This is a genomic window from Arthrobacter sp. NPDC056493 (assembly GCF_042795115.1).
Classification (GTDB): Bacteria; Actinomycetota; Actinomycetes; order Actinomycetales; family Micrococcaceae; genus Arthrobacter.
Genome location: NZ_JBHTSL010000018.1, coordinates 1 through 25714 on the forward strand (window position 1 = coordinate 1; position 25714 = coordinate 25714).

Annotated in this window: 22 protein-coding genes; 11 read left to right on the forward strand and 11 right to left on the reverse strand. The window is 67.4% G+C overall.

The window, feature by feature from the left end; translation table 11 throughout:
• Positions 1 to 82: 82 nt before the first annotated feature.
• The gene (locus tag ACFQ50_RS09790; RefSeq protein WP_377995333.1) at positions 83 to 1039 is read right to left on the reverse strand and encodes a phosphatase PAP2 family protein; all 957 of its coding nucleotides are present in this window, start codon (positions 1037 to 1039) and stop codon (positions 83 to 85) included.
• Between the two features lie 172 nt (positions 1040 to 1211).
• Here ACFQ50_RS09790 and ACFQ50_RS09795 point away from each other — a divergent pair, with 172 nt between their 5' ends.
• The gene (locus tag ACFQ50_RS09795) at positions 1212 to 1607 is read left to right on the forward strand and encodes a hypothetical protein (RefSeq protein WP_377995334.1); all 396 of its coding nucleotides are present in this window, start codon (positions 1212 to 1214) and stop codon (positions 1605 to 1607) included.
• A 138-nt stretch (positions 1608 to 1745) separates the two neighbouring features.
• On the opposite strand, the gene ACFQ50_RS09800 is transcribed toward ACFQ50_RS09795, so the two are convergent.
• The 4 genes from ACFQ50_RS09800 to ACFQ50_RS09815 all read right to left on the reverse strand — a co-directional run bounded on the left by ACFQ50_RS09800 (position 1746) and on the right by ACFQ50_RS09815 (position 5237).
• Positions 1746 to 2063, reverse strand: coding sequence for a hypothetical protein (locus ACFQ50_RS09800; RefSeq protein ID WP_377995335.1), 318 nt, complete (start codon positions 2061 to 2063; stop codon positions 1746 to 1748).
• Positions 2064 to 2118: 55 nt separating this feature from the next.
• Positions 2119 to 2616: a hypothetical protein gene (locus ACFQ50_RS09805; protein WP_377995336.1), complete on the reverse strand. Its 498-nt coding sequence runs from the start codon at positions 2614 to 2616 to the stop codon at positions 2119 to 2121.
• A 132-nt stretch (positions 2617 to 2748) separates the two neighbouring features.
• Positions 2749 to 3507, reverse strand: coding sequence for a response regulator transcription factor (locus ACFQ50_RS09810; RefSeq protein WP_377995337.1), 759 nt, complete (start codon positions 3505 to 3507; stop codon positions 2749 to 2751).
• Entirely contained in the window at positions 3504 to 5237 is a 1734-nt protein-coding gene (locus ACFQ50_RS09815; RefSeq protein ID WP_377995338.1) for a sensor histidine kinase, read from the reverse strand. The genes ACFQ50_RS09810 and ACFQ50_RS09815 overlap by 4 nt, the downstream gene beginning before the upstream one ends.
• A gap of 590 nt (positions 5238 to 5827) precedes the next feature.
• Here ACFQ50_RS09815 and ACFQ50_RS09820 point away from each other — a divergent pair.
• From ACFQ50_RS09820 to ACFQ50_RS09845, 6 genes are all read left to right on the forward strand, one after another.
• Complete coding sequence (locus ACFQ50_RS09820; protein WP_377995339.1) at positions 5828 to 7300, forward strand: BTAD domain-containing putative transcriptional regulator; 1473 nt, start codon at positions 5828 to 5830, stop codon at positions 7298 to 7300.
• On the forward strand, positions 7293 to 8684 hold the full coding sequence (locus tag ACFQ50_RS09825) for a sensor histidine kinase (protein ID WP_377995340.1): 1392 nt from the start codon (positions 7293 to 7295) through the stop codon (positions 8682 to 8684). The genes ACFQ50_RS09820 and ACFQ50_RS09825 overlap by 8 nt, the downstream gene beginning before the upstream one ends.
• 97 nt (positions 8685 to 8781) lie before the next feature.
• Positions 8782 to 9780, forward strand: a complete 999-nt coding sequence (locus ACFQ50_RS09830) for an o-succinylbenzoate synthase (protein WP_377995341.1) — start codon at positions 8782 to 8784, stop codon at positions 9778 to 9780.
• Positions 9781 to 10001: 221 nt separating this feature from the next.
• Entirely contained in the window at positions 10002 to 12086 is a 2085-nt protein-coding gene (locus ACFQ50_RS09835) for a PhoX family protein (RefSeq protein ID WP_377995342.1), read from the forward strand.
• Positions 12087 to 12463: 377 nt separating this feature from the next.
• Complete coding sequence (gene menD, locus ACFQ50_RS09840) at positions 12464 to 14293, forward strand: 2-succinyl-5-enolpyruvyl-6-hydroxy-3-cyclohexene-1-carboxylic-acid synthase (RefSeq protein ID WP_377995343.1); 1830 nt, start codon at positions 12464 to 12466, stop codon at positions 14291 to 14293.
• Between the two features lie 197 nt (positions 14294 to 14490).
• Positions 14491 to 15444 (forward strand): hypothetical protein, encoded by a 954-nt coding sequence (locus tag ACFQ50_RS09845; RefSeq protein WP_377995344.1) that lies wholly within the window; start codon positions 14491 to 14493, stop codon positions 15442 to 15444.
• A 121-nt stretch (positions 15445 to 15565) separates the two neighbouring features.
• Here ACFQ50_RS09845 and ACFQ50_RS09850 read toward each other — a convergent pair whose 3' ends face one another.
• The 4 genes from ACFQ50_RS09850 to ACFQ50_RS09865 form a co-directional block, all read right to left on the reverse strand.
• Positions 15566 to 16342, reverse strand: a complete 777-nt coding sequence (locus tag ACFQ50_RS09850) for an amino acid ABC transporter ATP-binding protein (protein WP_377995345.1) — start codon at positions 16340 to 16342, stop codon at positions 15566 to 15568.
• The gene (locus tag ACFQ50_RS09855) at positions 16339 to 17304 is read right to left on the reverse strand and encodes an amino acid ABC transporter permease (protein ID WP_377995346.1); all 966 of its coding nucleotides are present in this window, start codon (positions 17302 to 17304) and stop codon (positions 16339 to 16341) included. The genes ACFQ50_RS09850 and ACFQ50_RS09855 overlap by 4 nt, the downstream gene beginning before the upstream one ends.
• Before the next feature lie 35 nt (positions 17305 to 17339).
• On the reverse strand, positions 17340 to 18296 hold the full coding sequence (locus ACFQ50_RS09860; protein WP_377995347.1) for an ABC transporter substrate-binding protein: 957 nt from the start codon (positions 18294 to 18296) through the stop codon (positions 17340 to 17342).
• 176 nt (positions 18297 to 18472) lie between these two features.
• The gene (locus tag ACFQ50_RS09865) at positions 18473 to 19855 is read right to left on the reverse strand and encodes an isochorismate synthase MenF (protein ID WP_377995348.1); all 1383 of its coding nucleotides are present in this window, start codon (positions 19853 to 19855) and stop codon (positions 18473 to 18475) included.
• Positions 19856 to 19974: 119 nt separating this feature from the next.
• Between ACFQ50_RS09865 and ACFQ50_RS09870 the strand changes: the two genes are divergently transcribed.
• The 4 genes from ACFQ50_RS09870 to ACFQ50_RS09885 all read left to right on the forward strand — a co-directional run bounded on the left by ACFQ50_RS09870 (position 19975) and on the right by ACFQ50_RS09885 (position 24459).
• Positions 19975 to 20754: a demethylmenaquinone methyltransferase gene (locus ACFQ50_RS09870; protein ID WP_175305009.1), complete on the forward strand. Its 780-nt coding sequence runs from the start codon at positions 19975 to 19977 to the stop codon at positions 20752 to 20754.
• A 4-nt stretch (positions 20755 to 20758) separates the two neighbouring features.
• Entirely contained in the window at positions 20759 to 22093 is a 1335-nt protein-coding gene (locus tag ACFQ50_RS09875; protein ID WP_377995349.1) for a geranylgeranyl reductase family protein, read from the forward strand.
• A 9-nt stretch (positions 22094 to 22102) separates the two neighbouring features.
• Positions 22103 to 23203 carry a polyprenyl synthetase family protein gene (locus ACFQ50_RS09880; protein WP_377995350.1) on the forward strand — a complete coding sequence of 367 codons (1101 nt, stop codon included), beginning with the start codon at positions 22103 to 22105 and terminating at the stop codon, positions 23201 to 23203.
• A gap of 434 nt (positions 23204 to 23637) precedes the next feature.
• Positions 23638 to 24459: an endonuclease domain-containing protein gene (locus tag ACFQ50_RS09885; protein WP_377995351.1), complete on the forward strand. Its 822-nt coding sequence runs from the start codon at positions 23638 to 23640 to the stop codon at positions 24457 to 24459.
• Positions 24460 to 24569: 110 nt separating this feature from the next.
• Here the strand turns inward: ACFQ50_RS09885 and ACFQ50_RS09890 are convergent, their stop codons facing one another.
• Both ACFQ50_RS09890 and ACFQ50_RS09895 read right to left on the reverse strand, forming a co-directional pair.
• Positions 24570 to 24992: a hypothetical protein gene (locus ACFQ50_RS09890; protein WP_377995352.1), complete on the reverse strand. Its 423-nt coding sequence runs from the start codon at positions 24990 to 24992 to the stop codon at positions 24570 to 24572.
• Positions 24993 to 25006: 14 nt separating this feature from the next.
• The gene (locus ACFQ50_RS09895; RefSeq protein WP_377995353.1) at positions 25007 to 25678 is read right to left on the reverse strand and encodes a trimeric intracellular cation channel family protein; all 672 of its coding nucleotides are present in this window, start codon (positions 25676 to 25678) and stop codon (positions 25007 to 25009) included.
• Positions 25679 to 25714: the final 36 nt, after the last annotated feature.

Here is a 25714-nt window from a genome sequence, read left to right on the forward strand (position 1 = left end):
GATCAGGGCGTTCCCAGCGCTGGGAACGCCCTGATCTGCGACCTAGTTGGGTGGGGCGGGGACGGCGGGGCCGGCGCCTTGGTTAGTCCCGGCGCCGGACGGCATACGCGAACAGCGAGGTCGTGGCCACGGTGGCCAGGTACCCGGCGATCACGATCAGCGAAATGCCCGCCCAGAAGTAGTTGGTGGTGCTGGCCTCCTGGCCGATGCCCGGCACGATCATCACCAGCGAATACACGGACACCGCGGCCGAGGCCAGACCCAGCACCACAGGCAGCCCGATCCACAGCCGGGCCGAACCCCAGTGCCCGCCGAAGCCGTCCCAGACGTTCCACTCGTGGCCGTCGTTGCGGAGAATCAGCCAGCCCGCGGGAATCATGAAACAGCCAACCACCAGGAACGCCGCCACCACGTCCGCCGGCCGGTGCCACTGGTTCACCAGTGTGGACATGCCGGACGCGATGGCAAACGTGCCGCCCACAAAGCCGGCCAGCGGACGCCACCGCGGTGACGCCATCAGGAACACGGCCGCCGCCGCGGACGCCGCCAGCGTGGTGTGCCCGGACGGCAGCGAATTCAGCTCCAGCGTCTCGACGCCCCGGAAAGGCCGCAGCGGCAGGAGGTCCTTGAGCACCTGCGTGGCGATGTTCGCCGCGACGCACGCCGCCACGGCAATGCCCGCGGCCCGCCACCGGCGGTGAATTACCGTCACCAAAAGAACAACGACGGCGGCCATCACCAGGGAGATGGTGGGCAGCCAGTCCAGGAACCGGGTGGTCACCTTGCCGGCGGGCCCGTGGATTTCCACGGCCTCCACCAGCGCGGACTCGTCGATGAACTGGCCCGTGGTGGTGCGGACGAAGTAGTAGTAGGTGGCGGCGAGGCCCGTGGCGCAGGCCAGGGTGGCCACGGCGAAGAGGAAGCCGGTGCCCGCTGCGAGGCGCATCCGTCCGGCTGCCGGCTGGCGGCGCGGCTTCTGACCGCCCTGCTGCTGGCGGCCTTGCTTCTTACGGCGGGGGTCCCTGAGCTGGAAAGTCATCGTAACAAGGGTGTCACAGTTTGCTGGGAGTCGCCTGCTTGCCTGGTGAGTGCGTTCTGATTTCATCCCGCAGCAGTGCGACACCCCGGACGTGAAATGGGCACGCGAGCAGCCGGAGGAAACCGGCAGCTGACGCTCCGTGCTGGCGCTGGATGGCCGCTAAAGTTGGTGCATGGGCGGTATTGCGGACGTACTTGGCCCCATCCTGGAAATAATGACGTGGGTGGGCTTCCTCCCCGGCGTGCCGTTGCTCGTCTGGGGACTGGTTATCGAACGGCGCCGCTGCGCCTGGACCAAAACCACGGGAGAGGTCTACACGGCCGGCGGCTTCACCGGCTTCCGGTGGACCGACCAGGCGAACGTCCCGCGCCAGACCCTGGTGGACTCCGACGTCGGGCGGGGCCTGGAGGCCGGTACCACCGTGGAGCTCCATTACGACCTCTGCCACCCCTCGCGGTGGGGCCTGAAACCGCCGAAGCACGACAACCTCATCCTGATCCTCGGCTGGATCCTTACCGGTGTGGGCATCGTGAGCACCGTCGGCGGCTTCGTGCTGCTGCTCTTCTGACGGGGCCGTCAAGGGCGGTCCTCCTGCGGTGCCCAAACAATCGGCCCGGAAAACCATTCCGGGCCGGACATGCGTCGGGTACCCGTGCCGCGGCGGGTACCCGGTCTGTGGGGCAGCGGGAGCTGCGTTTTTCGTCGGCTAGACGTGCGGATCGACCGTTGAAGCCCGGCTATCGCGCGGGGAGCGGCCGCCGCGCCGGTTCCTGTCGCGCAGGTGGTCCAGCAGCGCCTGTTCGGGATGCCCGGGGTTCTCAGCAAGGTGGCGCAGGAGCCGGCGCCGGACGTCGGACCGCGGATCGGCTGTGGCGAGCACGTTGTGGATGATGTCCAGGACCTGCTGATGGAGTTCCGAGTCGTCCACCATCACCGTGGTCGGCTGGCCATACGCGGAGTCAACCGTGGAGCCCCATCGCTCCGGCGGAATGGGTTCATACAGATCGCGGAATTCCGTGTGCATCACTGGCTCCTTTTTGCGGGGGGAAACTGCTTCATCGGGTTGCCGCCGCGTGCGATTATTCATTGCTGCTGCCACTCCTGCCGCTGGTGCCGGAGAGACCGTTGGTGCCGGAGAGACCGCCTTTGCCATCGAGCTGGCTCGAGGACGTTGAATCGTCAGTGGGTTCCGCTGCTGGGGAAGTTACCTGGGCCGGTTCCACGACCTCGACGCCGGAATCATCGGACGTTACGTCGGGGTCTTCGCTGGAATTGGCTGGGTCGTCGGGTGCCGGTTCTGCTGCCTTCGTGGAATGAGGCGAGGAGGTGGCAGGATTCAGCGGCGCCGATTTGAGCGCCGGTGACGAGGTCTTGGGCGTGGCCGTGGGGTTGGTGAGCGGCGACAGCCGCGGGGTTTCAGTGGAGCCGTCGAATTTGAGGACCGAGTCGCGGGGGCCCGGATCGCGAACAATTACGCCGGGTTCCTGACCTGTCGGCGCCCCGGTGACAGCCTGCGCCCAGACGGTGAAGCTGGCGAGTCCCACCAGCGGAATGCTCAGCAACGACCAACTCTTCATCGCCCTGCCACACCTCCTTCGTGAAACAACTTTGAGGCGTGAAGGTGAGGCAGGGATGAGACGCGGATGAGAGTCTTCTCATGCGGCCCGGCGGGCCGGATAACGGGAAGCGTCAGATGCGGCCCGCAAGGCCTAGACCGCGTGGCCTTCCGCATCATCAGCGGCCCCGGCTGCATCGCCGGCTGCATCTTCGGCCGCATCGCCGGGAGCCGCAGGGGACGGGCCGGTCAGGCTGACGAGGCGGTAGCCCACGCCGCGGATGGTCTGGATGCGGTCCTGGCCCAGCTTGTGCCGCAGGTACCGCACGTATACGTCCACCACGTTGGAGGACCCCTCGAAGTGGTAGCCCCACACCCGGCTCAGGAGCTGCTCGCGGCTGAGCACCTTGCCGGCGTTCTCCATGAACGTCCGGGCCATGACGAACTCCCGCGCGGACAGGTCGATCACGCGGCCGCCGATCTCGGCGGTGCGCAGGTTCACGTCCAGCGACAGGTCGCCACAGACGAACGTCGGGGCCGCGGAAACGGCCTGTGCGCCCCGGAGGCGGAGCTTGATGCGGGAGAGCAGCTCCTCGAACCGGAATGGTTTGGTCATGTAGTCGTCCGCACCGCCGTCGAGCGCCGTCACCGTGCTCTCCAGGCTGTCCGCCGCCGTCAGGATGATCACCGGAATCGTGGAGTGCATGTCGCGGAGGTTCTTGAGCACGGTGAGCCCGTCCATCCTCGGCATGCCGATGTCCAGGATGAGGAGGTCGAACTCCCCGGACGTGGCGTAATCCAGTGCCTTCACCCCGTCGGAGACCTGGGTGGTGGTGTAGCCGGCCGCCGTGAGGCCCTTGGCGAGGAAGGCTGCGATGCGCGGCTCGTCGTCGGCGATCAGGATCCGTGTCAAGGCGAGCCTCCCGCCCGGGTGGCCAATTCAATGTCCGACGCCGGTCCCGCCGGCTTTGGTTTGGCGCCGGCAGCGTGCGTTCCCTTATGTCGCGGACCTTTTGCCGGCCCCCTCACAGCGGGGCCCTTATCAGCGTGGCCCCTGGCCGCGGGGCCCGTAGCTGCAGCGCCTTCGCTGCCGCTTAGGCCGGCGGCGTCCTCGGCTGCGGAATCATCCGTTTCACCGCCAGCGTCCGTGCCGCCGGAAGGGATTCGGATCACGAAGCGGCTGCCCTTGCCCTCCTCGGACTCCAGCAGCACCATGCCGCCATGTGCCTCCGCGATGGCCTTCACGATGGACAGCCCCAGGCCCGAACCCTCCGAGGCTGCCGAGTTGCTGCCCTTGCCAAAGCGCTCGAAGATGCGCTCATGGTCGTCGGCCGGGATGCCGGTGCCGGTGTCCGACACCCAGATCTCCAGCTGCCGGGATGCCGAGCCTGCCAGCTCCCGCCCGACCACCGCCCGACCGCCCTGGGGGGCGCCGTCGTCGTTCTCCACCCAAGCCCCGCCAACGGAGATCCGGTCCGACTCGGAGGTGTGTTTGACTGCGTTCGCGGCGAGCTGCTCCAGCGCCTGGGTGAGCCGGCGGCGGTCGGCGCGGATCAGGCCGCCGGGCTTGGCGTCCAGATGCCACTGGCGCTCGCCGAGGACCCGGACCCGGTTCAGGACGTCCTGCAGGAGGTCGTCAGCCTCCACCCAGGTGGGCGTCACGAAGTCCGGGCGGCCGCTGCGGGCAAGGATCAGCAGGTCATCCACCAATACCTGCATCCGGTCCAGCTCGTCCAGGAGCAGCATGCGGGTCTGGTCGACGTCGTCGGGATCCTCGGCTCGAAGCAGCTCCAGGTAGCCGCGGATGATGGTCATGGGGGTGCGCAGTTCGTGGCTGGCGTCGTGGACGAAGCGGCGCTGGTTGTCGAAGCCGGACTCCAGCCGTTCGAGCATGCGGTTGAAGTTCATGGCCAGCTGGGCGACGTCGTCCGTACTGTCCGGCACCTCAACGCGTTTCGTCAGGTCCTCAAAGGTGGTGGCCTCCGTGGCCTCGCGGAGCCGCCGGACGGGACGCAGCAACCGCCCGGTGACCAGGTAGCCCACCAAGCCGGTCAGCGCGAGCGTCGCCAGGGACGCCAGGGCGAAGGTCCACATCGAACCGAAAACCTCGGCGCGCTGGGCGCCGATCTCGCTCGAGGCGATCAGCAGGCCCTGGTCCTGGCGGCCGCCGGCCAGGGAAACGGACGTAATGGCCAGGCGGACCTGCCGGCCGTCCAGGTCGATGTCGCGCATCACGGTCTGTCCGGCCACGCTCCAGCTCCAGACGTGGTCGGTGACGCCGGCCGTGTTCAGGTTGGTCGGCTGGTCCCCTTTGGGCAGGATGACGTTGCCCCCGCGGAGCATGGTCATCACGGACTCGTAGCCGCCGGGAGCCCCGTTGCGCAGATAGGTTGTAAAAAGGTCGTGCAGGGTGGTGTACGCGGCGCCGCCAAAATTCGGCCGGCCCTGTTTGGCAAGCTCGTCCAGGTTCTTGCGCGGCAGCTGCAGCTCCGCGTTGACGCGGTCGTTGAGGCTCTTCAGCTGGGCGGCATGGGTGGCCGCGCCGGCCACAAAGAGGCCCACAGCCATGAAGACGAGCAGCGTGGCCAGCAACCGGAAGCGGACGGAATGGACCTCCGTGCGGAATGCGCCGGCCGCATTCATGGGACTGCCCGGCGTCTTTTAATCTGTGGCGTCCGCAATGTGATGCACGGCAACGCCCGCCGGGCAGAATTTTTTTGAAATCCGGAGCGGCCGGCAAAGACGCTCATTGCCGGGTACTCGGAGTACTTGGTTGTACCCGGCCCGCCCATGGTCCGCCTCATTGGATCACCCGTTTCATGCTGATTCGGCGGTCCTCCTGGGACGAGGATCGCAGTAGTACCGCTCTAACTGCGGTAATACGAATGTAGCCCCGGGTTCTTGGGAAAAACTTGGTGTTTCCGGACCCCGCTGCCGTCCTCCCGGCCGGTTTCGGGGGAGCCGCGGGCCGCCTCAGCCGAGTGGTGGGTGGCTCGATGCAAAAGCAACCAAGTAGTGCCGCCGCCGAAATTCGAGTACTCGCTACTCGTGCCCCTACTTGCCTGAGTGACAAGTATGAATCCAAGCCATTCATGGGGAATGCAGGTCATGGGGATAGTAGGTGCAGACAAATGGTTCAGACGGTTGCAGAAGATACTCGTTGGTCCCGGAGAGTCAACGACGACGAGTACCTTCCTAACTCACTGGAAGAAGCCGGTGGCACAACAACGAAGTTGTCCATCAACATCCTGGGTCCACTCCGTGTCCGCCGCGGCGGCGTGGTCATCGGATCCCACGAACTTGGCGGTCCCAAGCCCCGCCAGGTCCTTGAAATCCTTTTGCTCAAGCTGGGGACCCCGGTCTCCAAGAACCACCTGATCGATGTTCTGTGGAACGGCCAGCCGCCGGCTGAGGCCCTGTCCACGCTGGAAAGCTACGTCAGCGTGCTGCGCCGGCACCTCCAGCCCGGAAGCGGCAAGGGCGGCGCCCTCCGCACGGTCACCGGCGGCTACATGATCGACCGCAGCATGGTGGACCTTGACCTCGACCGCTTCGATGACCTGCTCAAGCAGGCCGGGCATGCCTCTCCGGAGGAGTCCTTCCGGCTGCTCGAGAAGGCCCTCGACATCGCGTCGGTGCCGCTGCTCGGTGACGAGCTGCTGGCCGGCTGGGCCGAGGAGGAGCGTGCTCTTCACTCCGCACGCGTCGCCAGCATCAAGGCTCGGGCAGCGGAAGCCGCCGTCGCCGTCGGACACCCGGAGCGGGCGGTGGCCCTGGCCAGCGAACTGCTGGTGGACGATCCCATCAACGAGCGCGCCTGGACCGCACTGGTCCTGGGCCTCGAGGAATCCGGGCAGTACATGGAAGCGTTGCGCGCCTACGGACGGTGCCGCCGGGTCATGGACCAGGAGATCGGCTGCCTCCCCGGACGTCCGCTGCGTGAAGCACACGCCCGGCTGCTGCAGGCAACGGCCGCCAGCGAGGATGAAATGGACCTCTCAGATTCTGATGCTCCCATCCCGGCAACATCGCAGATCACGCGGGAAATCAGCATCCTGACCATCGACGACCACAGCACGTTCACCGAACTGCTGACCGCAGCCCTGGACCGCGAGCCCGACCTGCGGAGCGTCGCCTCGGCCACCACCGCCAAGAGCGGCGTGGAGCAGAGCATCGCACTCAAGCCCGACGTCGTTATCATGGACTTCCACCTGCCCGACGGCGACGGCCTCACCGCCGCTGCCCGGATCCTGGCCGACGCCCCGAACACCCGGATCGTCATGCTCACCGGCGACCCGACACCGGAAGCGCTGCGGACCGCCGCCTCGATGGGCATCTGCGCCTTCCTGCCGAAGGGCGGATCGCTGTCCACCCTCCTGGACACCCTCCGCTACGCACGGGCCGGCAACATGGTGGTCCATCCCTCGCTGGTGGCCCAGCTGGGTATGTCCACCCCCGCTCCGGCCCCCGCCGCCCGCGAAGTGGAGCCGGGCGGACCCGTCCTGACGCCCCGCGAACTGGATGTGCTCCGGCTGATGGCCGGTGGCCACGGCTCGAAGGAAGTGGCCAGCAAGCTGGACATCTCCCTCAACACCTGCCGCGGCTACGTGAAGGCAATCTTCGCCAAGCTCGGAACCCACTCGCAGCTCGAATCGGTCATGGAAGCGTCACGGCGCGGCATGCTCGAGCAGCCGAGCCATGGCTAGGCCACCGCTCCGCAAACCTGTTCTGTCCCGCCCGTTCGAATCGCCGGCCAACCACAATTCCGAGGTTTTCAAGGCCGTCCGGCGGTTCCTGCTGATGGGGCTGGTTGCCCTGGTGGTGGTCACCACCCCGGTGGCTTTCTGGATCTGGTCCGAGGCTGAACGCCACGCACTGGAGAACTCCAAGGAGGCCACCGACCACCTGGCCAACAACGTGGTGGGGCCGCTCCTGGACGAGGAAGTCCTGTCCGGCAACCCCACCGCCATTGAACGGCTCGACGAGCGCCTCCGTCCCTGGATGGACGACACGTCGGTCTTCGAGATTAGGCTCTGGAACAAGGACGGGCGCATCGTCTACTCCGAAGACTCGAAGCTGATCGGCAAGAAGTTCGACCTGCCGCACGAGGCGCAGGAGGTCCTGGACGGCGGTGACGTCCCCGCCAACCTGGAAACGCAGAAGGACGAGGTCAACACGCCCAACGTCGAAAACGGCGAGCTCGTAGAGGTCTACGTGCCGGTCACGGCCCCCGACGGGCAGAAGCTGGTTTTCGAGACTTATTACGACGACGACGGCGTCCGCCAGGAGCAGGCTTCCGTTCTGTTCGGCATGGCACCGCCGTTCCTGCTGTCACTGGCCGTCCTGCAGTTGGCGCAGCTGTTCCCCGCAGTCCAGCTGGCCCGCAGGATCCAGGCCTACGAAGCCGGCCGGAGCCGGCTGCTCCGCCGGGCCATCGAAGCCTCCGAGCTGGAGCGGCAGCGCATTGCCCGGGACCTGCACGACGAAGTGATCCAGGAGCTCTCGGGGCTGTCCTACGTAATGGAGTCCGAGGAACTGCACAGTCCGGTGGGCCAGCGGGCGCTGTTTTCCGACGCCCGGCGGATCCTGCAGGACAACGTCCGCAGCCTGCGGGCCATGACCAGCGAGCTGTACCCGCCGGACCTGAACCGGCTGGGCCTCTCCGGGGCGCTTGCCCGGCTCGGCGACCCGCTCGAGGAACGCGGGATCAGCCTTGAGCTCGATCTGCCGGAGCAGTGCGAGCTGGACCGGGACCGCGCGGCGCTGTTCTACCGGGTGGCCCGTGAGGCCCTGGCCAACACCGCCAAGCATTCCAGGGCGAGCAGGGCCGAGCTCCACCTCCGGCAGGACCGTGACCGTGCGGAGATCCGCATCCAGGATGACGGCTGCGGCTTCGACCAGAGCGAGGGGTCACCGGAGGGGCACTTCGGCCTGCGGATCATGAAGGACACCATCGGCGAGGCCGGCGGCACGCTCCAGGTGATGTCTGCCCCCGGCCAGGGGACCACGGTAATTGCCCGCTTCGGGGTCGGCAGCGCCAGGGTTCCGGCCTCCTTCGACCACGAGCCGGAACCGGTGCCCTCGGGGTAACTTCCGTCCGAGCAGCATTCCCCATCCGGGTCCCAAGGCCGCCGGCCCCTCCAATGGAGTGGGGGCCGGCGCAGTTTGCCGCCGGTACAGTGAATTCATGCCTCTCCAGTACCCGCCCCTCGAGGAGTTGCTGCCAAGCGCCCGCGTGGTGGTTCTGCCCATGCGCGTGAAGTTCCGCGGGATCCTGGAACGCGAAACGCTGCTCCTGCAAGGCCCGCTGGGTTGGGGCGAGTTCGGCGCCTTCCCTGAATACGGCGACGCCGAAGCCTCGCGCTGGCTCGCCGCGGCCATCGAAGCCGGCTGGCACGGTTTCCCTGAGCCGCTGCGGACCAGCATCCCCGTCAATGCGACAGTGCCCGCCGTCGAGGCGGGCCGGGTGCCGGAGATACTGGACCGGTTCGGCCGCGTAGACGCCGTCAAAGTCAAGGTGGCAGAACGCGGGCAGACGCTCGACGACGACGCCGCCCGCGTTGCCGCTGTCCGCGCGGAGCTTCCGGACGCCGCCATCCGCGTGGACGCCAACGGCGGCTGGGACGTTCCCGCTGCGGTAGCGGCACTGACCCGGCTGGCCGACGCCGGGCTCGAATACGCGGAGCAGCCGGTGCCGGCGATCGAGGGCCTGGCTGAGGTGCGCCGGCGGCTCCGTGCCGCGGGGGTGCCGGTGCTGATCGCGGCCGACGAAAGTGTCCGCAAGGAGGAGGATCCCCTCAAGGTGGCGCGGGCCGGCGCCGCAGATCTCCTCGTGGTGAAGGTGGCGCCGCTGGGGGGAGTCCGGCGCGCGCTGGAGCTGGTCGCCCAGGCGGGGATGCCCGCCGTAGTGAGTTCCGCCCTCGACACGTCAGTGGGGATCCGGGCCGGGCTCGCGCTCGCCGCCGCGCTGCCGGAACTGCCGTACGCCTGCGGGCTGGGAACGGTCTCGCTGCTCGCCGCGGACGTCACCGCCCAGCCATTGGTGGCCGACGACGGCGCCATCACCTTGCGTGATGCCGTCGCCAACGAGGAGCTGCTTGAGCAGTACGCCGCCCCGCCCGAACGCCGCGACTGGTGGCTCGCCCGGCTCCGCCGGGCGTACGCGCTGCTTCCCGCCACGGCCTAGCTTTCCCCGACGCTTCCTCACCTCTTGCGGGTTTTCCCCCGACCCTTCCTCACCTCTTGCGGGTTTTCCCCCGACGCTTCCTCACCTCCTGTGGGTTTTTCCCCGGCGCTTCCTCACCAGGGCCCGAGTTCACCGGATCTTCATCTGAGTGTCGGCTTCCGGTTCGCTTTCGATGGAAGGGTGGCGGTGCCGCATCTAAACCCTTGGAAGGTCTCTCTCCCATGTCTGAAATCTCCGGACGCAAGTTCGCCCTGCTGCCCATGCTGGGCCACACCAAAGGCAAGCGCAGCCCCATTACCTGCGCGCTCAAGTGCGACAACGCCTGCGCGGGCGATGTCTGCAACACGAGCTCCAACAGCTACTTCCGCGACATTGCCTCCACCACGCTGTCCCGCCGCGCCGCCCTGGGCTTCGGCGCCGCCGGTGCCCTCGCCGTCGTACTTGGCAGCGGCGTTATGTCCAGCGAGAAGGCCGTCGCCGACGGCGGAGCTGGACTGTCTGCCGCCGCGAAGAACGGTTTTGGCCCGGGGGCGTCCAAGCTGCAGTTCACTGCCATCCCCGCCGTTGCGTCCGACGTCGACGCCTTGACGGTGCCGGCGGGCTTCACCTGGCAGCCGGTGATTCGCTGGGGCGATCCGATTTTCAGGGACGCCCCCGCGTTCGAGCTGGAGAACCAGACCGCCGCAGCCCAGGAGCGGCAGTTCGGCTACAACAACGACTACTCGGACATCCTCGAGATCCCCGGCAGCAAGGGCAGGCGCGCGCTGCTTTTCGCGAACCACGAATACACCAACGAGAACATCATGTTCCCGGCCGGTATGCCGGCCGAGCAGAAGCGTGCGGTGGGTGCGGCCGCCCACGGCCTGACCGTCGTCGAGCTGGAGCGCAAGAACAAGAACAAGCCGTGGAGCTACGTCCAGGGCGCCCCGCTGAACCGCCGCTACCTGAACAGCACTCACTACGAGCTGACCGGCCCCGTCGCCGGCTCGGACCTGGTCAAGACCGTGGCCGACCCCGAGGGCCGCTGGATCAGCGGCACGCTGGGCAACTGCTCCGGCGGAACCACCCCGTGGGGCACCATCCTCTCGGGCGAGGAAAACTTCAACGGCTACTTCGTTGCGCCGGGCACGTCCGCCTCGGACAAGCGCTACGGGCTCACCAACAAGGCCACGGCGCGGCAGTGGGAGCTGGACGACCCCCGCTTCAACGCCAATAACGCCGGCTACGAAAACGAAACCAACCGCTTCGGCTGGATTGTCGAGGTGGACCCGTTCGACCCGACCTCCACGCCGAAGAAGCACTCTGCCCTGGGCCGCTTCAAGCACGAGGGCGCCAACGTGATTGTGGCCAAGTCCGGCCACGTGGTGGCCTACTCCGGCGACGACGAGCGCTTCGACTACCTCTACAAGTTCGTTTCCAAGGCCAAGTACCGCGAGGGCGACCGCAAGCACAACATGACGCTCCTCTCCGAGGGCGACCTGTACGTTGCCAAGTTCACCGGCAGCGCCCCAGCCGCGGAGATCGACGGCATGGGCTCCGTTCCGTCCGACGGCTCCTTTGACGGCACCGGCGAATGGCTGCCCCTGGTGGTCGGCGGCAAGTCCATGGTTGCGGGGATGTCCCTCGAGGATGTGCTCGTGTACACGCGGCTGGCTGCGGACAAGGTGGGCCCCACCAAGATGGACCGCTGCGAGGATGTCCAGCCCAGCCTCCGGACGGGCAAGGTCTACGTCGCCTGCACCAATAACTCGGACCGCGGCAAGGCGGGCAAGGAAGGCGCCACCGAGGTCAACCCGCGCAACGAAAACCGCGACGGCCACATCGTGGAAATCACGGAAACCGGCGACCAGACCTCCACACGGTTCACCTGGAACCTGCTGATGGTCTGCGGCGATCCCTCCACCGGCGACGTCACCTATTTCTCCGGCTTCCCGGCTGACAAGGTCTCGCCGATTTCCTGCCCGGACAACCTGGCCTTCGACTCCGTGGGCAACCTCTGGATCTCCACCGACGGCGCCCCCTCCGGCATCGGCAACGCCGACGGCCTGTTCAAGGTCACCCTGGATGGCCCCGAGCGCGGCCGCGTGGAGCAGTTCCTCGCCGTGCCGCGCGATGCAGAAACCTGCGGACCGATCGTCCACGACACCGAGCGCAGCGTTTTCGTCTCCGTACAGCACCCTGGCGAGGAGGGCACCTTCGAGGCGCCCCACTCCTACTTCCCGGACTACGTTGCCGCCGGCGCGACTCCCCGTCCGGGCCAGGTCCGCGCTCCCCGCCCGGCCGTGGTCCAGGTGTTCCGCGCCTAGGCTCCGCCTCGTTCTGACGCCGACGCCCCAATCGCTTCCTCACATCCGGTCGGGTTTTCCCCGACGATCCATCAGATCCTGCCGCTTTTAGCCAAACGCGTCCTCATTTTCCTTGGGAAAGTGAGGACGCGTTTGGCCCTGGGCGGCAGGAGGTGAGGAAGGGTTGGGGATGAGGCGGCAGGAGGTGAGGAAGGGTTGGGGGTGAGGCGGCAGGAGGTGAGGAAGGGTTGGGGGTGAGGCGGCAGAACGTGAGGAAGGGTTGGGGATGAGGCGGCAGGAGGTGAGGAAGGGTTGGGGGTGAGGCGGCAGGAGGTGAGGAAGGGTTGGGGGTGAGGCGGCAGGAGGTGAGGAAGGGTTGGGGGTGGCAGACTGGTTCGGTGACTTCCCACGACCCCGCCGAGCCTGCCGTCCCCGCTGCCGCTGAGCCTGAGTCCTCTTCTGTTGAGCCGTCCGGCGCCCCTGCAGACCCCGCTGGCACTGCCCAACCCGCAGCGTCCACGGCCAAGCCCGGGCCTACGCTGACGTCCGTGGCGTCCGCGCGGATTGCCGTCGCGTCGCTGCTCGACGGCGGCGTCCGGTACGTCGTGGTGGCGCCGGGCTCGCGGTCCGCCCCCATGGCGTATGCGTTGGCGGAGGCTTCGGCGGCCGGGAACGTCGAGCTGCTGGTCCGGATTGACGAGCGCTCGGCCGGCTTCACCGCCCTCGGCCTGGCCCTGGCCACGGGTGCGCCGGCAGCGGTGCTGACGACGTCGGGGACCGCCGTCGGGAATCTCCTCCCCGCGGTTATGGAGGCCAACCACGCAGCTGTCCCGCTGGTGGTGGTCTCGGCGGACCGGCCGGAGGAACTGCGCGGAACCGGCGCGAACCAGACCACCATCCAGCTGGACCTCTTCGGTGAGCACGTCCGCTTCGCCGTCGACGTTCCCGCCGGCGAGAGTCCGCAGCGCGCGGTGGAAACGTCGCTCGCCGCCGCCACCGGGGCTTTCGAGGATACGCCGCCGGGACCTGTGCAGCTGAACCTTGCCTTCCGCGATCCCCTGGTGCCCGACGCGGGGGAGCGGCTGCCCGAAGAACGCGGCCACGGGACCTTCCGGATTGGCACCGAACCGCTCACCATGACCCTCGATCCCGCCCCGGCCGAGCTCCCCGAGAGGCGCACCGTGGTCCTGGCCGGGCACGACGCCGGTCCGGTCGCCGAGGCTTTCGCCCGCGCCCACGGGCTGCCCCTGCTGGCAGAGCCGTCGTCCAACTCCCGCTTCGGCCCCAACGCGGTGGGGCCGTACCGCCTGCTGCTGGAGCACTTCGGACCGGACTCGGCGCTGCCGATCGAACGTGCGGTGGTGTTCGGCCGCCCCACGCTTTCCCGGCCGGTGTCGGCGCTGCTGGCCCGGACGGACATCCCGGCGGCCCTCTATGAGCCGGTGCCGGTGGCCTGGTACGAGCCAGGCAGACGCCGGGAAACGCCCATCACCAGCCTGCCCGAACTCGCGGAGTTCGCCGGCCGGGGCTCGTCCGCCTGGCTCGACGCGTGGCTGCTCGCTGGCGCCGCGGCCCAGCATGCCGTCGACGGCATACTCGCCACGGCAGAGGCAGCAACCGGCCCCGCCGTCGGCGCCCTCGTGTGGCAGCACGCCCGCGGCCAGCTGGTCCTTGGCTCGTCCAACGGCATCCGCGACGTCGACCTCGCGGGCCAGCCCGCCGCCGAGCCGTCCGCCACGGTGTTCGCCAGCCGGGGCCTCGCCGGCATCGACGGCACCATTTCCACCGCCACCGGCATCGCCCTCGGCGGCCACCAGGAAACCACCCTCCTCCTTGGTGACGTCACCTTCCTGCATGACGCCGGCGGCCTCTTCCTTGGCGCCGGCGAGGAGCAGCCGCAGCTGCGCATCGTGGTCCTCAATGACGCCGGCGGCGCCATCTTCAGCCTCCTGGAACACGGTGCGGTCGCCGAGGCAGGCGGCTACGGGGACGCCGTCGAGCGCCTCTTCGGCACCCCGCACTCAGTGGATATTGCGGCACTCGCCGCTGCGTACGGCGTCGGGCATTGCTCGGTGAGTACGACGGCGGGACTCGCCGAGGCGCTTGCCGCGCCGTTCACCGGACGCACCATCATTGAGGTGCGCACGGACCGGCATGAACTCCGCGCGCTGCACGGCACGATCAAGGCGGCGGTGGGTTCGGCAGTGGCAGGCGTGCTCGCGGGCTAGGACCCTCACGACACGCACCCGGTCCCGCGACGCGCAAAATTCCTTACGCAGGCGGAATTCCCTGCGCGCCGGCAAATGTGCGCGTCGCCGGGTATTTCCCGCGTCGTTCGGTCAGGGGCGCGTTGCGGCGGCGGCGATATCCACATGGCGCCACGGACGTCTGCCGGGCGGCGCCACGACCTGCGAGAGTACGAGCCATGGCAGAACTACCAAGGCTCGTCCTCGCCCGCGAGCACATTCAGCAGGGACTGACACCCAAGATGCTTGCCCGCCGCTGCAGTTCCGGTGCGCTGGTCCGGCTGCGGCACGGAGTGTGTGTGGACGGGGAAGCGTGGGGGTCCCTGCAGCCATGGGACCAGTACCGGCTGAAGGTGCAGGCGGCGGCCGAAACCTTCGCCGCGCCGACGGTGTTCGCGTGGCATTCAGCGGCCAGCGTTTGGGGCGTTCCGACAATCGGCCATCACCATCCGGTGCATGCACTGACGTTTCAGAACGACGGCGGCCGGTCCCGGGCGGGCGTACGCCGGCACTACGCGGCCCCGGCCGGCGTGAAGGTCTCCCGGCATGGCGGCCTCCTGGTGACAGGCCGCGTGCGCACTGTCCTGGACCTTGCGGCGTTCACATCCTTCGCCGAAGCCATCGTTCCGCTGGACCACGTGCTTAGACCTGACAAGGCCAGGAACTTGCCGGCACTGTCCAAGGAACAGCTCCTGGCCGAAATCGAGGGCAACTACACCACCGCAGCAGCGCGGCGGATCACCGCAGCCATCGAGTTCGCCGATCCGCTGTCCGCATCCGCGGGGGAGTCGTACGGCCGCGCGCTTATGCATGTGGCCGGCTTTGAACCGCCTGCACTCCAGCACGAGATCCGCGACGGGGGCGGGCTGATTGGCTACTCGGACTACTACTGGGACGGTGCCCGGGCGGCCGGAGAGTTCGACGGCGAAGAAAAGTACGTGAAGCCGGAATACCTAAAGGGCCGGACCCCGTCGCAGGCAGTGGTGGACGAGAAATACCGGGAGGACAGGATCCGGGCGACTGGCCGCACCGTGGTGAGATGGGTGTGGGCGGACCTGATGACGCCGGGACGGCTGGAACGGAAGCTGGCGACGGCGGGCGTGCCCCGCCGTCGTGCTCGGTCCGCACGGTGACGTCGCTGCATCTGGCGACGCGCAAAGTTCCCCACGACGCGCAAATGCCCCTGCGCTACCGGAATTCCAGTAGCGCCGGGGCATTTGCGTAGCGCCGGGGCACTTGCGCGTCGCAGGACGATTAGAGAACCCGGCTCAGGAACTCCTTGGTACGGGCATGCTGCGGGTTGGCGATGATCTCGCGGGGATCGCCCGTCTCCACCACGACGCCGCCGTCCATGAATGTCAGGCTGTCGCCCACTTCCCGGGCAAAACCGATTTCGTGGGTCACCACGATCATGGTCATGCCCGACTTGGCGAGGTCCTTCATCACGTTCAGGACATCGCCCACGAGTTCGGGGTCCAGGGCCGAGGTGGGTTCGTCGAAGAGCATCAGCTCGGGCTCCATGGCGAGGGCCCGGGCGATGGCGACGCGCTGCTGCTGACCGCCTGAAAGCTGCGACGGATAGTGGTCGGCGCGGTCGGCCAGCCCCACCCGGTCCAGCAGTTCCAGCGCTTTCTTGCGCGCTGCCTCACGAGGCTGGCGCTTCACCTGGACCGGCGCCTCCATGACGTTCATGAGGGCGGTCTTGTGCGGGAACAGGTTGAACCGCTGGAAAACCATACCGATCTCGCGGCGCTGCGCAGCGATCTCCTTGGTTTTGAGGTCGTGCAGCCGGCCGTTCACCTCGCGGTAGCCAATCAGCTGGCCGCCCACGGAAACCCGTCCGGCGCTGATGGTTTCCAGCAGGTTCACACAGCGCAGCATGGTGGACTTGCCCGAACCGGAGGGCCCGATGACAACGGCTACCTCGCCCTGGTTGACGGTCAGGTCGATGCCGCGCAGCACATGGTGATGTCCGTAGTACTTGTGCAGGTCCTCGATCCGGACCAGCGGCTTTTGGGCGGTGATCGTCATTTGGCGCTCTCCTCGGGGAAGTCCATCTTCAGGGCCGGTTCCGCTTCGGCGCTCGGGGCGCCGGCCGCGGCTGCCCTCGCTGCCGCGGGGTTCACGACGGCGGGTACCCGGTTGTCCACTCCCTTGCCGTAGTAGGCCTCGATGTAGTGCTGGCCAACCATCAGCACGCTGGTGATGACGAGGTACCAGATGGCCGCGACGATCAGCAGAGGCACCGGAAGATAGGTCCGGTTGGCCAGGTTGTTCGTCGCGAAGGTCAGGTCCAGTGTGAACGGCACTGCCAGAACCAGCGAGGTGGTCTTGAGCATGCCGATGGTTTCATTGCCGGTGGGCGGAACAATGACGCGCATGGCCTGGGGGAGGATGATCCGCCACATGATCTTGGTCTTGGCCATGCCCAGCGCCTCAGCGGCTTCCATCTGGCCGCTGTCCACTGACTTCAGTCCGGCCCGGAAGATCTCGGCAAGGTACGCCGACTCGTTCAGGCCAAGCCCCAGGATTGCGGCAACCAGGGCGGTGATGACAGTGCTGGTGTCCAGGCTGAACAGCTGCGGCCCGAACGGAACTCCGGCAGCGATCTTGGGGTAGAGGACCGATACCAGGCCCCAGAAGATCAACTGCGTGTACACGGGGGTGCCGCGGAAGAACCAGACCCAGGCCCAGCTGGACCAGCGGAACACCGGGTTATCCGATTGGCGCATGAAGGCCAGAATGATCGCCAGGACAATGGCGAGGATCATCGAGGCCACTGTCAGCAACAGCGTCCAGCCCACGCCCTGGACCACCTTGACGTCCAGGATATAGGTGGCCACGATGTCCCACCGGAAGTTCGGGTTGGTCACCAGGCTCTGCGCGAATACCGCCAGTGCGCCGAGGATGACGACGGCGCTGATCCAGCGGCCCGGGTGCCGAACGGGTACTGCATTGTTCAGGACCGGTGCGGTTTGATGATGGTGGTCCATCTGTGCACCTGACTTGTGGTCGGTGACGGGAGTGCTCAAGAGCCGGCCGCCGGGTTGACTTCGGATTTGGTGATGGCGCCTTCGCCATTGCCCCAGCCGTCAAGGATCTTCTTGTACGAGCCGTCAGCCATGAGCTTGGTGAGGGTCTTCTGGATCACGTCGGCCAGGGCCGTGTCCGACTTCGCCACCGCGATTCCCTGCGGGGCTGAATCGTATACGTCGCCGATCTTCTCCAGCTGGCCGTTGGTCTGCGACAGGGCGTAGCCGATGATGGGAGAGTCCGCTGCCATGGCGTCGATGCTGCCGTTGACCAGACGGGTGGTGACGTCAGTCTGGTTCTTCAGCGTGATGATGTTGATGGGCTGCTTGCCGGCTGCCGTGCACTTCTTGTTGCGGCCGGAAAGATCGGGATCTTCCTGAACGGTGCCGGTCTGGACGCCGATGGACTTGCCGCAGACGTCGTCCAGGGAGAAGCCCTTCGGGTTGCCCTTCTTCACAGCCCACGCGGTGCCGGCGTTGAAGTAGCTCACCATGTTGACCGCGCCGAGGCGTTCCTTGTTGATGGTGAAGGAGGAGATGCCGAGGTCATACTTCGGGCCCAGCGCGGGCAGGATGCCGGTGAATTCGGACGTCTGCACCTGCACCTTCAGGCCGAGGGTGGCGCCGATCGCCTTGGCAATGTCCACGTCGTAGCCAACGGGGGTCTGCCCGTCCGTGCCGATGAATTCCGCGGGGGCGTAGCTGGTGTCCGATCCGACAGTAAGAGTGCCCTTGGACTTGATCGCCTCGGGGACCGAGGCGGCCAGCGCGTCATCCTTCTGGACGGTCGAAGGGTCGAAGCTGGCCGCGGTGCTGCCCGACGGCGACGCCGCACCACCGGGGGCGGCGGACTCCGAGGCGTTGGTGCAGGCTGAGAGCGCCAGTGCGCCAATGGCGAGAACCGTGGCTGCCTTGAGCTTTGAATTGCCCACGAGCGAACGGGAGATCTGCATATTCTTACCTTTTGTTGCGGGAGGGATGCGGAACTAGCGGATATAGTGTAACGCCGATCAAGAGATGTGCGTCACAGGTAACTTAGTTTCACTATTGGATAACTGTTTGGAGGTTAAGCGCAAGGGCTTTTGGTGAGGGGGTGTCCGGGATATGAGACAAGCCTACCCGGCTGGGCTCAGGAGCTGATCCGCAGTGACTCCAGCATCGGACGGAACTTGGCCCACGTCTCCGCCAGCTCCGCCTCGGGCTGCGAGCCCTCAACAATTCCGCAGCCGGCATATAGCCGGACCGTGGTGGGCGACTCGATGACGGCCCCGCGCAGGGCGATGCCCCACTCGCCGTTGCCGGCAGCGTCCAGCCAGCCGACCGGGCCGGCGTACGGGCCCCGGTCCAGGTGTTCGAGCTTCCGGATCAGTGCCCCCGCAACCTGCGTGGGCGTGCCGCACACGGCGGCGGTGGGATGCAGCGCGTTGATCAGCGCCAGGCACGTGGGGACGTGGCCTTCCACCTCGGTGAGCTCGGCCTTGACGTCGGACGCAAGGTGCCACACGTTGGGCAGTTCCAGGATGAACGGCTCGTCGTGGGCATTCATGGCCTCGGAGAAGGGCGCGAGCTGGGTGGTCAGCGACTGGATGGCGATCTCATGCTCGTGCCGCTGCTTCTCTGATCCGGCCAGTACCCGCTCGGCGTAATCCAGCGGCAGCCCGGCCTCGCCCACGGCGTCCCGGCGGTCCAGCGTCCCGGCCAGAACCCGGGCCTGGGCGGTGCGGCCCTCCACCTGGATGAGCATTTCCGGCGTGGCCCCCACGAGGCCGTCCACGCCGTAGGTCCAGCATTCCCGGTACCGGCCGGCCAGTTGCCGCAGCACCTCCGCCGCGTTCACGCCTTCCGGAACCGTTGCCACAATGTCGCGGGCCAGGACCAGCTTCTCCAGTTTCCCGGTGCGGATCTCGGCAACGCCGGCAGTGACGGCGTCCATCCAGTCCTCTTCGCTGAGGGAGCCGGTCTGCAGCGTGGCCTCTTGTGAAAAGGTCGGGGCCGGATGTACGACGGCGGCGGCTGGGTCCGCCGTCAGCGCACCGTCTGTGGGGGAGCCGAGTATTGGGGAGCCGACGGCGGGCGGCGGGTCCGACTCCAGCCATCCCTTCAGGGCGGCGACGGCGCCGGCCCCGGTGAGTTCGCCGTCGTCGGCCGTTATCTGGGTGAGCCAGGCGCGGCCGTCCCGGACGCCCACCACGATCTCCGGCACGATGAGGCGGGATTCATGGTCCGAAGCCTTGGAGAACGCGAAGGACCCGAACGCCACCGGGCCGGTGCCCGGGCACTCCACGTGGTCTGTGATGTCCGCCTCGATGACCAGGTGGCGCCACCAGATGTCTGCCTCGAGGAACCGGTCGGGGCCCATTGCCGTGAAGCGGGCAGCCTCGCCGAAGCCCACCAGGCCGGCCTCACGCCGGGTCCAGCACAGCACATCATCGCGGACCAGATACGACGGCAGCCCCTCGGGAGCCGATTCTCCATCCAAAGGGACTGTCAGGGTGCGGAGCGTGCTGGTCATGATGGGTCAACAGTACTCCGCGCAGCAAGTTGGGAGCGTTTCCCGGCGGATCAGCCGGGCCACCACGCCCGGCGGCGGCCGTGTCACGGAGCCTGCTGAACTTTTGAGACAATGACATGGTGAACCGAGCATCCTTGGATAAGCGTCCGGACGAAGTAGCCACGATGTTTGACGACGTCGCACCCAAATACGACGTCGTCAATGATGTCCTCTCGATGGGGCAGACGCGCCGGTGGCGCAAGGTTGTGGTCGAAGCCATGGACGTCCGGGCCGGCCAGCGGGTGCTGGACCTGGCCGCCGGAACGGGCACGTCCAGCGAGCCATATGCCGATGCCGGCATAAACGTGGTGGCCTGCGACTTCTCCCTCGGCATGCTCAAGGTGGGCAAGCGCCGCCGCCCTGACATCGACTTCATCGCCGGTGACGCCACCAACCTGCCCTTCGCCGACAACACCTTCGACGCCAGCACCATCTCCTTCGGCCTGCGCAACGTCAACGAGCCCAAGAAGGCGCTGGCCGAGATGCTCCGGGTGACCAAGCCGGGCGGCAAGCTGGTCATCGCAGAGTTCTCCCAGCCCGTCGTTCCGCTGTGGCGCACCATGTACACCGAGTACCTCATGCGGGCCCTGCCGGCCATCGCCACCAAGGTCTCCTCCAACCCGGACGCCTACGTCTACCTCGCCGAGTCCATCCGCGCCTGGCCGGACCAGGACCACCTCGCCGCGTGGCTGCAGGACTCCGGCTGGCAGGACGTCACCTACCGCAACCTGAGCGGCGGCATCGTGGCCGTCCACCGCGCCCACAAGCCCCTCACCGGCAACGGATCGGCGGAAGCCATCGCCGCCCACACCGGCCCGGTGGCCAAGCTGCGCCGCAACCTCCCGCGGACCGCCCGCTGACACTGTGAAAGTACTGATTGTTGGCGCGGGTCCCGCCGGATCCACCGCCGCGTATTACCTTGCCAAAGCCGGCATCGATGTCACGGTCCTGGAAAAGACCAGTTTCCCGCGCGAAAAAGTGTGCGGCGACGGGCTCACCCCGCGGGCCGTCCGGGAGATCCAGAAGCTCGGCCTGCCCCACCCCGAGCACGACGGCTGGCGCCGGAACAAAGGGCTGCGCCTGCTCGCCGACGGCCGCAGCCTCGAACTGCCCTGGCCGGAGGTGTCCGATTTTCCGCAGTACGGCCTGATCCGGACCCGCCTCGGCTTCGACGAGGAACTCGCCCGGCACGCCCAGGCTGCCGGCGCCACCGTCCTGGAACGCCACAGCGTGACCGAGGCGCTCCGCGGCGATGGCGGCCGGGTGACAGGCGTGCGCGCAGCGCTCCTGGACGAGTCCGGACGGAAGACGGGGGAGACGCTCGACTTCAGTGCCGACGTCGTCCTCGCCGCCGACGGCAACTCCACCCGCACCGCCGTCTCCCTCGGCATCCGGAAGCGCGACGACCGGCCCCTGGGCGTGGCCGTCCGCACCTACTTCACCTCGCCGCGGCACGACGACGAGTGGATGGAAGGCTGGCTGGAGCTTCCCGGCCGCGACGGCAAGCTCCTGCCCGGCTACGGCTGGGTGTTCGGCGTCGGCGACGGCACGTCCAACGTGGGCCTCGGCATCCTCAACTCGTCCAGGGAATTCGGCAAGCTCGACTACAAGCAGGTGCTCCGCGAATGGACCGCCGGCATGCCCGCCGAGTGGGGCTTCACGCCGGAGAACCAGATGGGGGAGATCCGCGGCGCCGCCCTGCCCATGGGCTTCAACCGCACCCCGCACTACTCGCCCGGCCTGCTGCTCCTCGGCGACGCCGGCGGCATGGTGTCCCCGTTCAACGGTGAGGGCATCTCCTACGCCATGGAGTCCGCCCGCTTCGCGGCCGAGTTCATCATTGACGCTTCGGGGCGGGTCGCTTCCGGCGGCTGGAACGCGTCCGACGCCGACACCCGGCTCGCCGGGTACGCGGACTATGTGCGCGGACAGTGGGGATCCCACTTCACGCTGGGGCGTGCCTTCGCGGCGCTGATCGGCAAGCCCGCAGTCATGAAGCTCGCGCTGCGGACCGGGATGCCCATTCCGGTGCTGATGCGCTTTGTGGTCCGGCTGCTGGCAAACCTGACCGACCCGTCGGCCAGGGGCTTCGAGGACCGCGTTATCCGCGTGCTCGAACTGCTGGTTCCGGCCACCTCCAACACCTCCGCCCTTGCCCCCTCCGGCTCCAAATCAGCGGTTTCCGCAACAAAAAGTTAGGGTTAACCCGTGACCAACTCCGCGAACCACAGCTGGACGCACGCCGGGCACGGCCTGCCGGACTCCGAACCCAGCCTCAACACCACCGCCATCGCCACCGGACTGCAGCTGCCGGCAGGTTTCGCGGCCATCGCGGGGGACCCCGACCTGGGTCCTGCCATCACCACCAACCTGGCCCGGGTGGAGAAGAAACTCCGCGAAGCGATCGCCAACTCCGACCCCCTGGCTGACGCAACGTCGCGTCACCTCGTGGAAGCCGGGGGCAAGCGCATCCGCCCCCTGCTGACCCTGCTCTGCGCGCACCTGGGTGACGCATCGCTGCCCGCCGTGGTGCAGGCCGCCGTCGTGGTTGAGCTGACCCACCTGGCCACCCTGTACCACGACGACGTCATGGACTCGGCGCCCTTCCGCCGCGGCGCCCCCACGGCGCACGAGGTCTGGGGCAACTCCGTGGCGGTCCTCACCGGAGACCTCATCTTCGCCCGCGCGTCCATCCTCGTGTCCGAGCTCGGCTCCCGCGCGCTCGGCATCCAGGCCCGGACCTTCGAGCGGCTGTGCCTCGGCCAGCTGCACGAGACCGTCGGGCCGCGCCCGGACGAGGACCCGGTGGATCATTACCTGTCCGTGATTGCGGACAAGACCGGTTCGCTGGTGGCGGCCTCCGGCCAGTTCGGCGCCATCTTCTCCGGCGCCGACGAGGCCTACGAGAACGTCCTGGTGGAGTACGGCGAGAAGGTGGGCGTCGCGTTCCAGCTCGCCGACGACGTCATCGACGTTACGGGCGTCAAAGTCAAGTCCGGCAAGTCCCCGGGCACCGACCTGCGCGAAGGCGTGCCCACTCTTCCCGTGCTGCTGCTCCGCAACGCCGCAGCGGCGGGTGACCAGTCCGCCGTCGAACTTCTCAAGCTGATCGACGGCGACCTGTCCTCGGACGAGGCCCTCGCCGAAGCCGTCGCCGGGCTGCGCGAGCACCCGGTCACTGCCGAGTCCTGGGTGGTGGCCCGCGCGTGGGCGGCCGACGCCATCGCCGCGCTGGACCCGCTGCCCGAGGGCGTTGTGAAGGCCTCGCTGTCCAGCTTCGCGCACGCCGTGGTGGACCGCGCCAGCTAGTTTTTCGCAGCTATTTTGGGCCCGGCGCCGATGAGGTGCCGGGCCCTTCTGGCTTGACTGGCTTGGGCTTGACGGGCTTGGGCTTGACGGGCTTAAACGGAACGGCCCCGGTTCTGCGCAGCGTCACGAGTCATACGCTGCGCGGAACCGGGGCCGTCTCTCCGTTCGCATCAAATCCACCGGAGGCATTCAGTGGATCCGAGAAACACTCTATGACAGCTTTGTCACATCTCCAAAATCCCTGTTAACCAGCGTGTCATACGCCGCGGGCTGCCGGTTTTCCCCATCTTTGGCCGCCGATGCCGCGCCGCGCCCGGCGTGTTGCCGGGACTCGCCGCCGCCCTGCCCCAAAGCCGGGGAATTTCAGCAGCCGGTTGTCCACATGGGCGCGTCCGCGGGTGTACGGGCAATCCGGGAATGGCTGTGCTGGACACATGGAACTCACTTCGTACCTCAGGCACGTCGGCTCCGTGGCGCGGATATCAACCCTGCTCGGAGCGGGATTCTCGGAGCGGGGGATCAGGAACGCCGTCGCCACGGGGGAGATCGGCCGGCTTCGCCACGGGGTTGTGGCCCTTCCGGGTGCGGCCCCGGACGCGCTGGCTGCGGTGCTGGGCAACGGGCTCCTCACCTGCGCCTCGGCCACCGCGCACCACAGAATCTGGCGCCTGCACGAACCTGTCCGAGTGCATCTGCTCTGCCGGCACGGGACAGCCAAGGGCGTCGTGACGCACCGCGGCTCAGTGGTGCCACAGGATTTCCCGTGGCCCGTGGCCGGGCTGACGGATACGTTGCTTCACGCTCTAAGGTGCCTGCCGGCGCTGGAGGCCGCCGTCGTCGTCGAAAGCGCCCTGCGACAGGGGCGGACCACCTTGCCCTATCTGCGGGAAAGGCTGCCGGGAAACCGGAACGGGGTTGCCCGCCAAGTGCTGGAACTCGTGAACGGAACGGCGGATTCCCCCATCGAGGTGGTGGCGCGGCTGATGTTTCGCGCGCACGGCATCCATACCGAGACCCAGGTGGAGTTGCCGGGGATCGGCATCGTGGACTTCCTCTTGGAGGGATTCCTGATAGTCGAGCTGGATGGCATCACGCATTTGGAACCAGCCCAGGTGAAGAAGGACCGGCGCAGGAACAATGCCAGCACCCTGGAGGGCTATGCGGTGCTCCGTTACGGCTACCGTGACGTGGTCTACAACCCCCAGAAGGTCATCGACGAGGTGTGGCAGGTGCTCCGCGGCCGCGTGGTGCGCTGAAATTCCCCACGTTTGAAACCGAAACCCCGGCCCGGCACGGCGTTTCCGCGCAACACGCCGCACCCGGGCCCCAAACGTGGTGGAATTCCGCGGGGGAAACCAGGGAAGGGTTAGTCCTCGTCGTTGAAGGCCCAGTCGAACATGTCGAAGACGAACTCCGAGAAGGTGCCTTCCTCGCTCTTCCACTGGCCGCGGGCGTTGTTCCGGCGGTACACGATGGGGTCCGGAACGCTCAGGTCGCCGGTGCGGAAGCCCCAGGTGAAGTTTTCTTCCTCGTCCTCGAGGAACATGAGGAAGCCTTCGTCGTCCACTTCGAGTTCCTCAGGGTCCCAGAAGTAGTGGTAGGCCTCCATAAGGTCCTCGCACCCGCCGAGCGCCAGGTAGAACTCGCGCAGCACCAGGGGGATGGTGAACTGGTGATCGGAGAGCTCCGCGTCCAGTTCCTCGGCGGACAGCCCGTCCTCTTCCTGCCATTCGTCTTCGAGATACTTCGGAACAAGCGCACGGAACTTCTCGAGGAACATGTCAGTCATGGCTCTTATCCTAGCTAATCCCGGCCCCTCGAATTCCCCGGTTCCAGACCCAGCCGGTGCCACCCCCGGACGGCCAGCGGAATGCGCCACGAGCGGCGCCAGGCCACCACCCGGAACACGAAGACCAGGGCCGCCACGGCGCACGCCGAGAAAGGATTGAAGGCCCCCAGAACCCACAGGATCGTGGTGAGCGCAGCGCCCGTGAAAGCCGGCAGCGCATAGAGGTCCCGGGCGTCGAACAGCTGGGGCACCTCGTTGGCGGTGATGTCGCGCAGGAGCCCGCCGCCCACCGCCGTCGTGACCCCGAGCAGCGCGGCAGCGACGGGGTTCATTCCCAGGGACAGGGCCTTGAGCGTGCCTGTGATGCAGAACAGGGCCAGGCCGGCGGCGTCGAACAGGGTGAGGAGCGAGGTGTAGCGCTGCACGCTGGAGAACAGGTAGTACACCAGTCCGGTGGCCAGCAGCGGCGGCACCAGATATGCCGGATTGGTGAACGCGGCGGGCGGGCCGGAATTGAGGATGATATCGCGGATCACGCCGCCGCCCAGCGAGACCAGGGAGGCGAGCAGGAGGGACCCGATGACGTCGAACTGCTTCCGCGCGGCGAGCAGCGATCCGGAGACCGCGAAAAAGAAGATGCCGGCCAGGTCCAGCCATGCCAGGGCGATGTCAAAAGAGAATGTCATGGAGCGTCCCGGCATATTTCAAGGGGCGGACAGTGC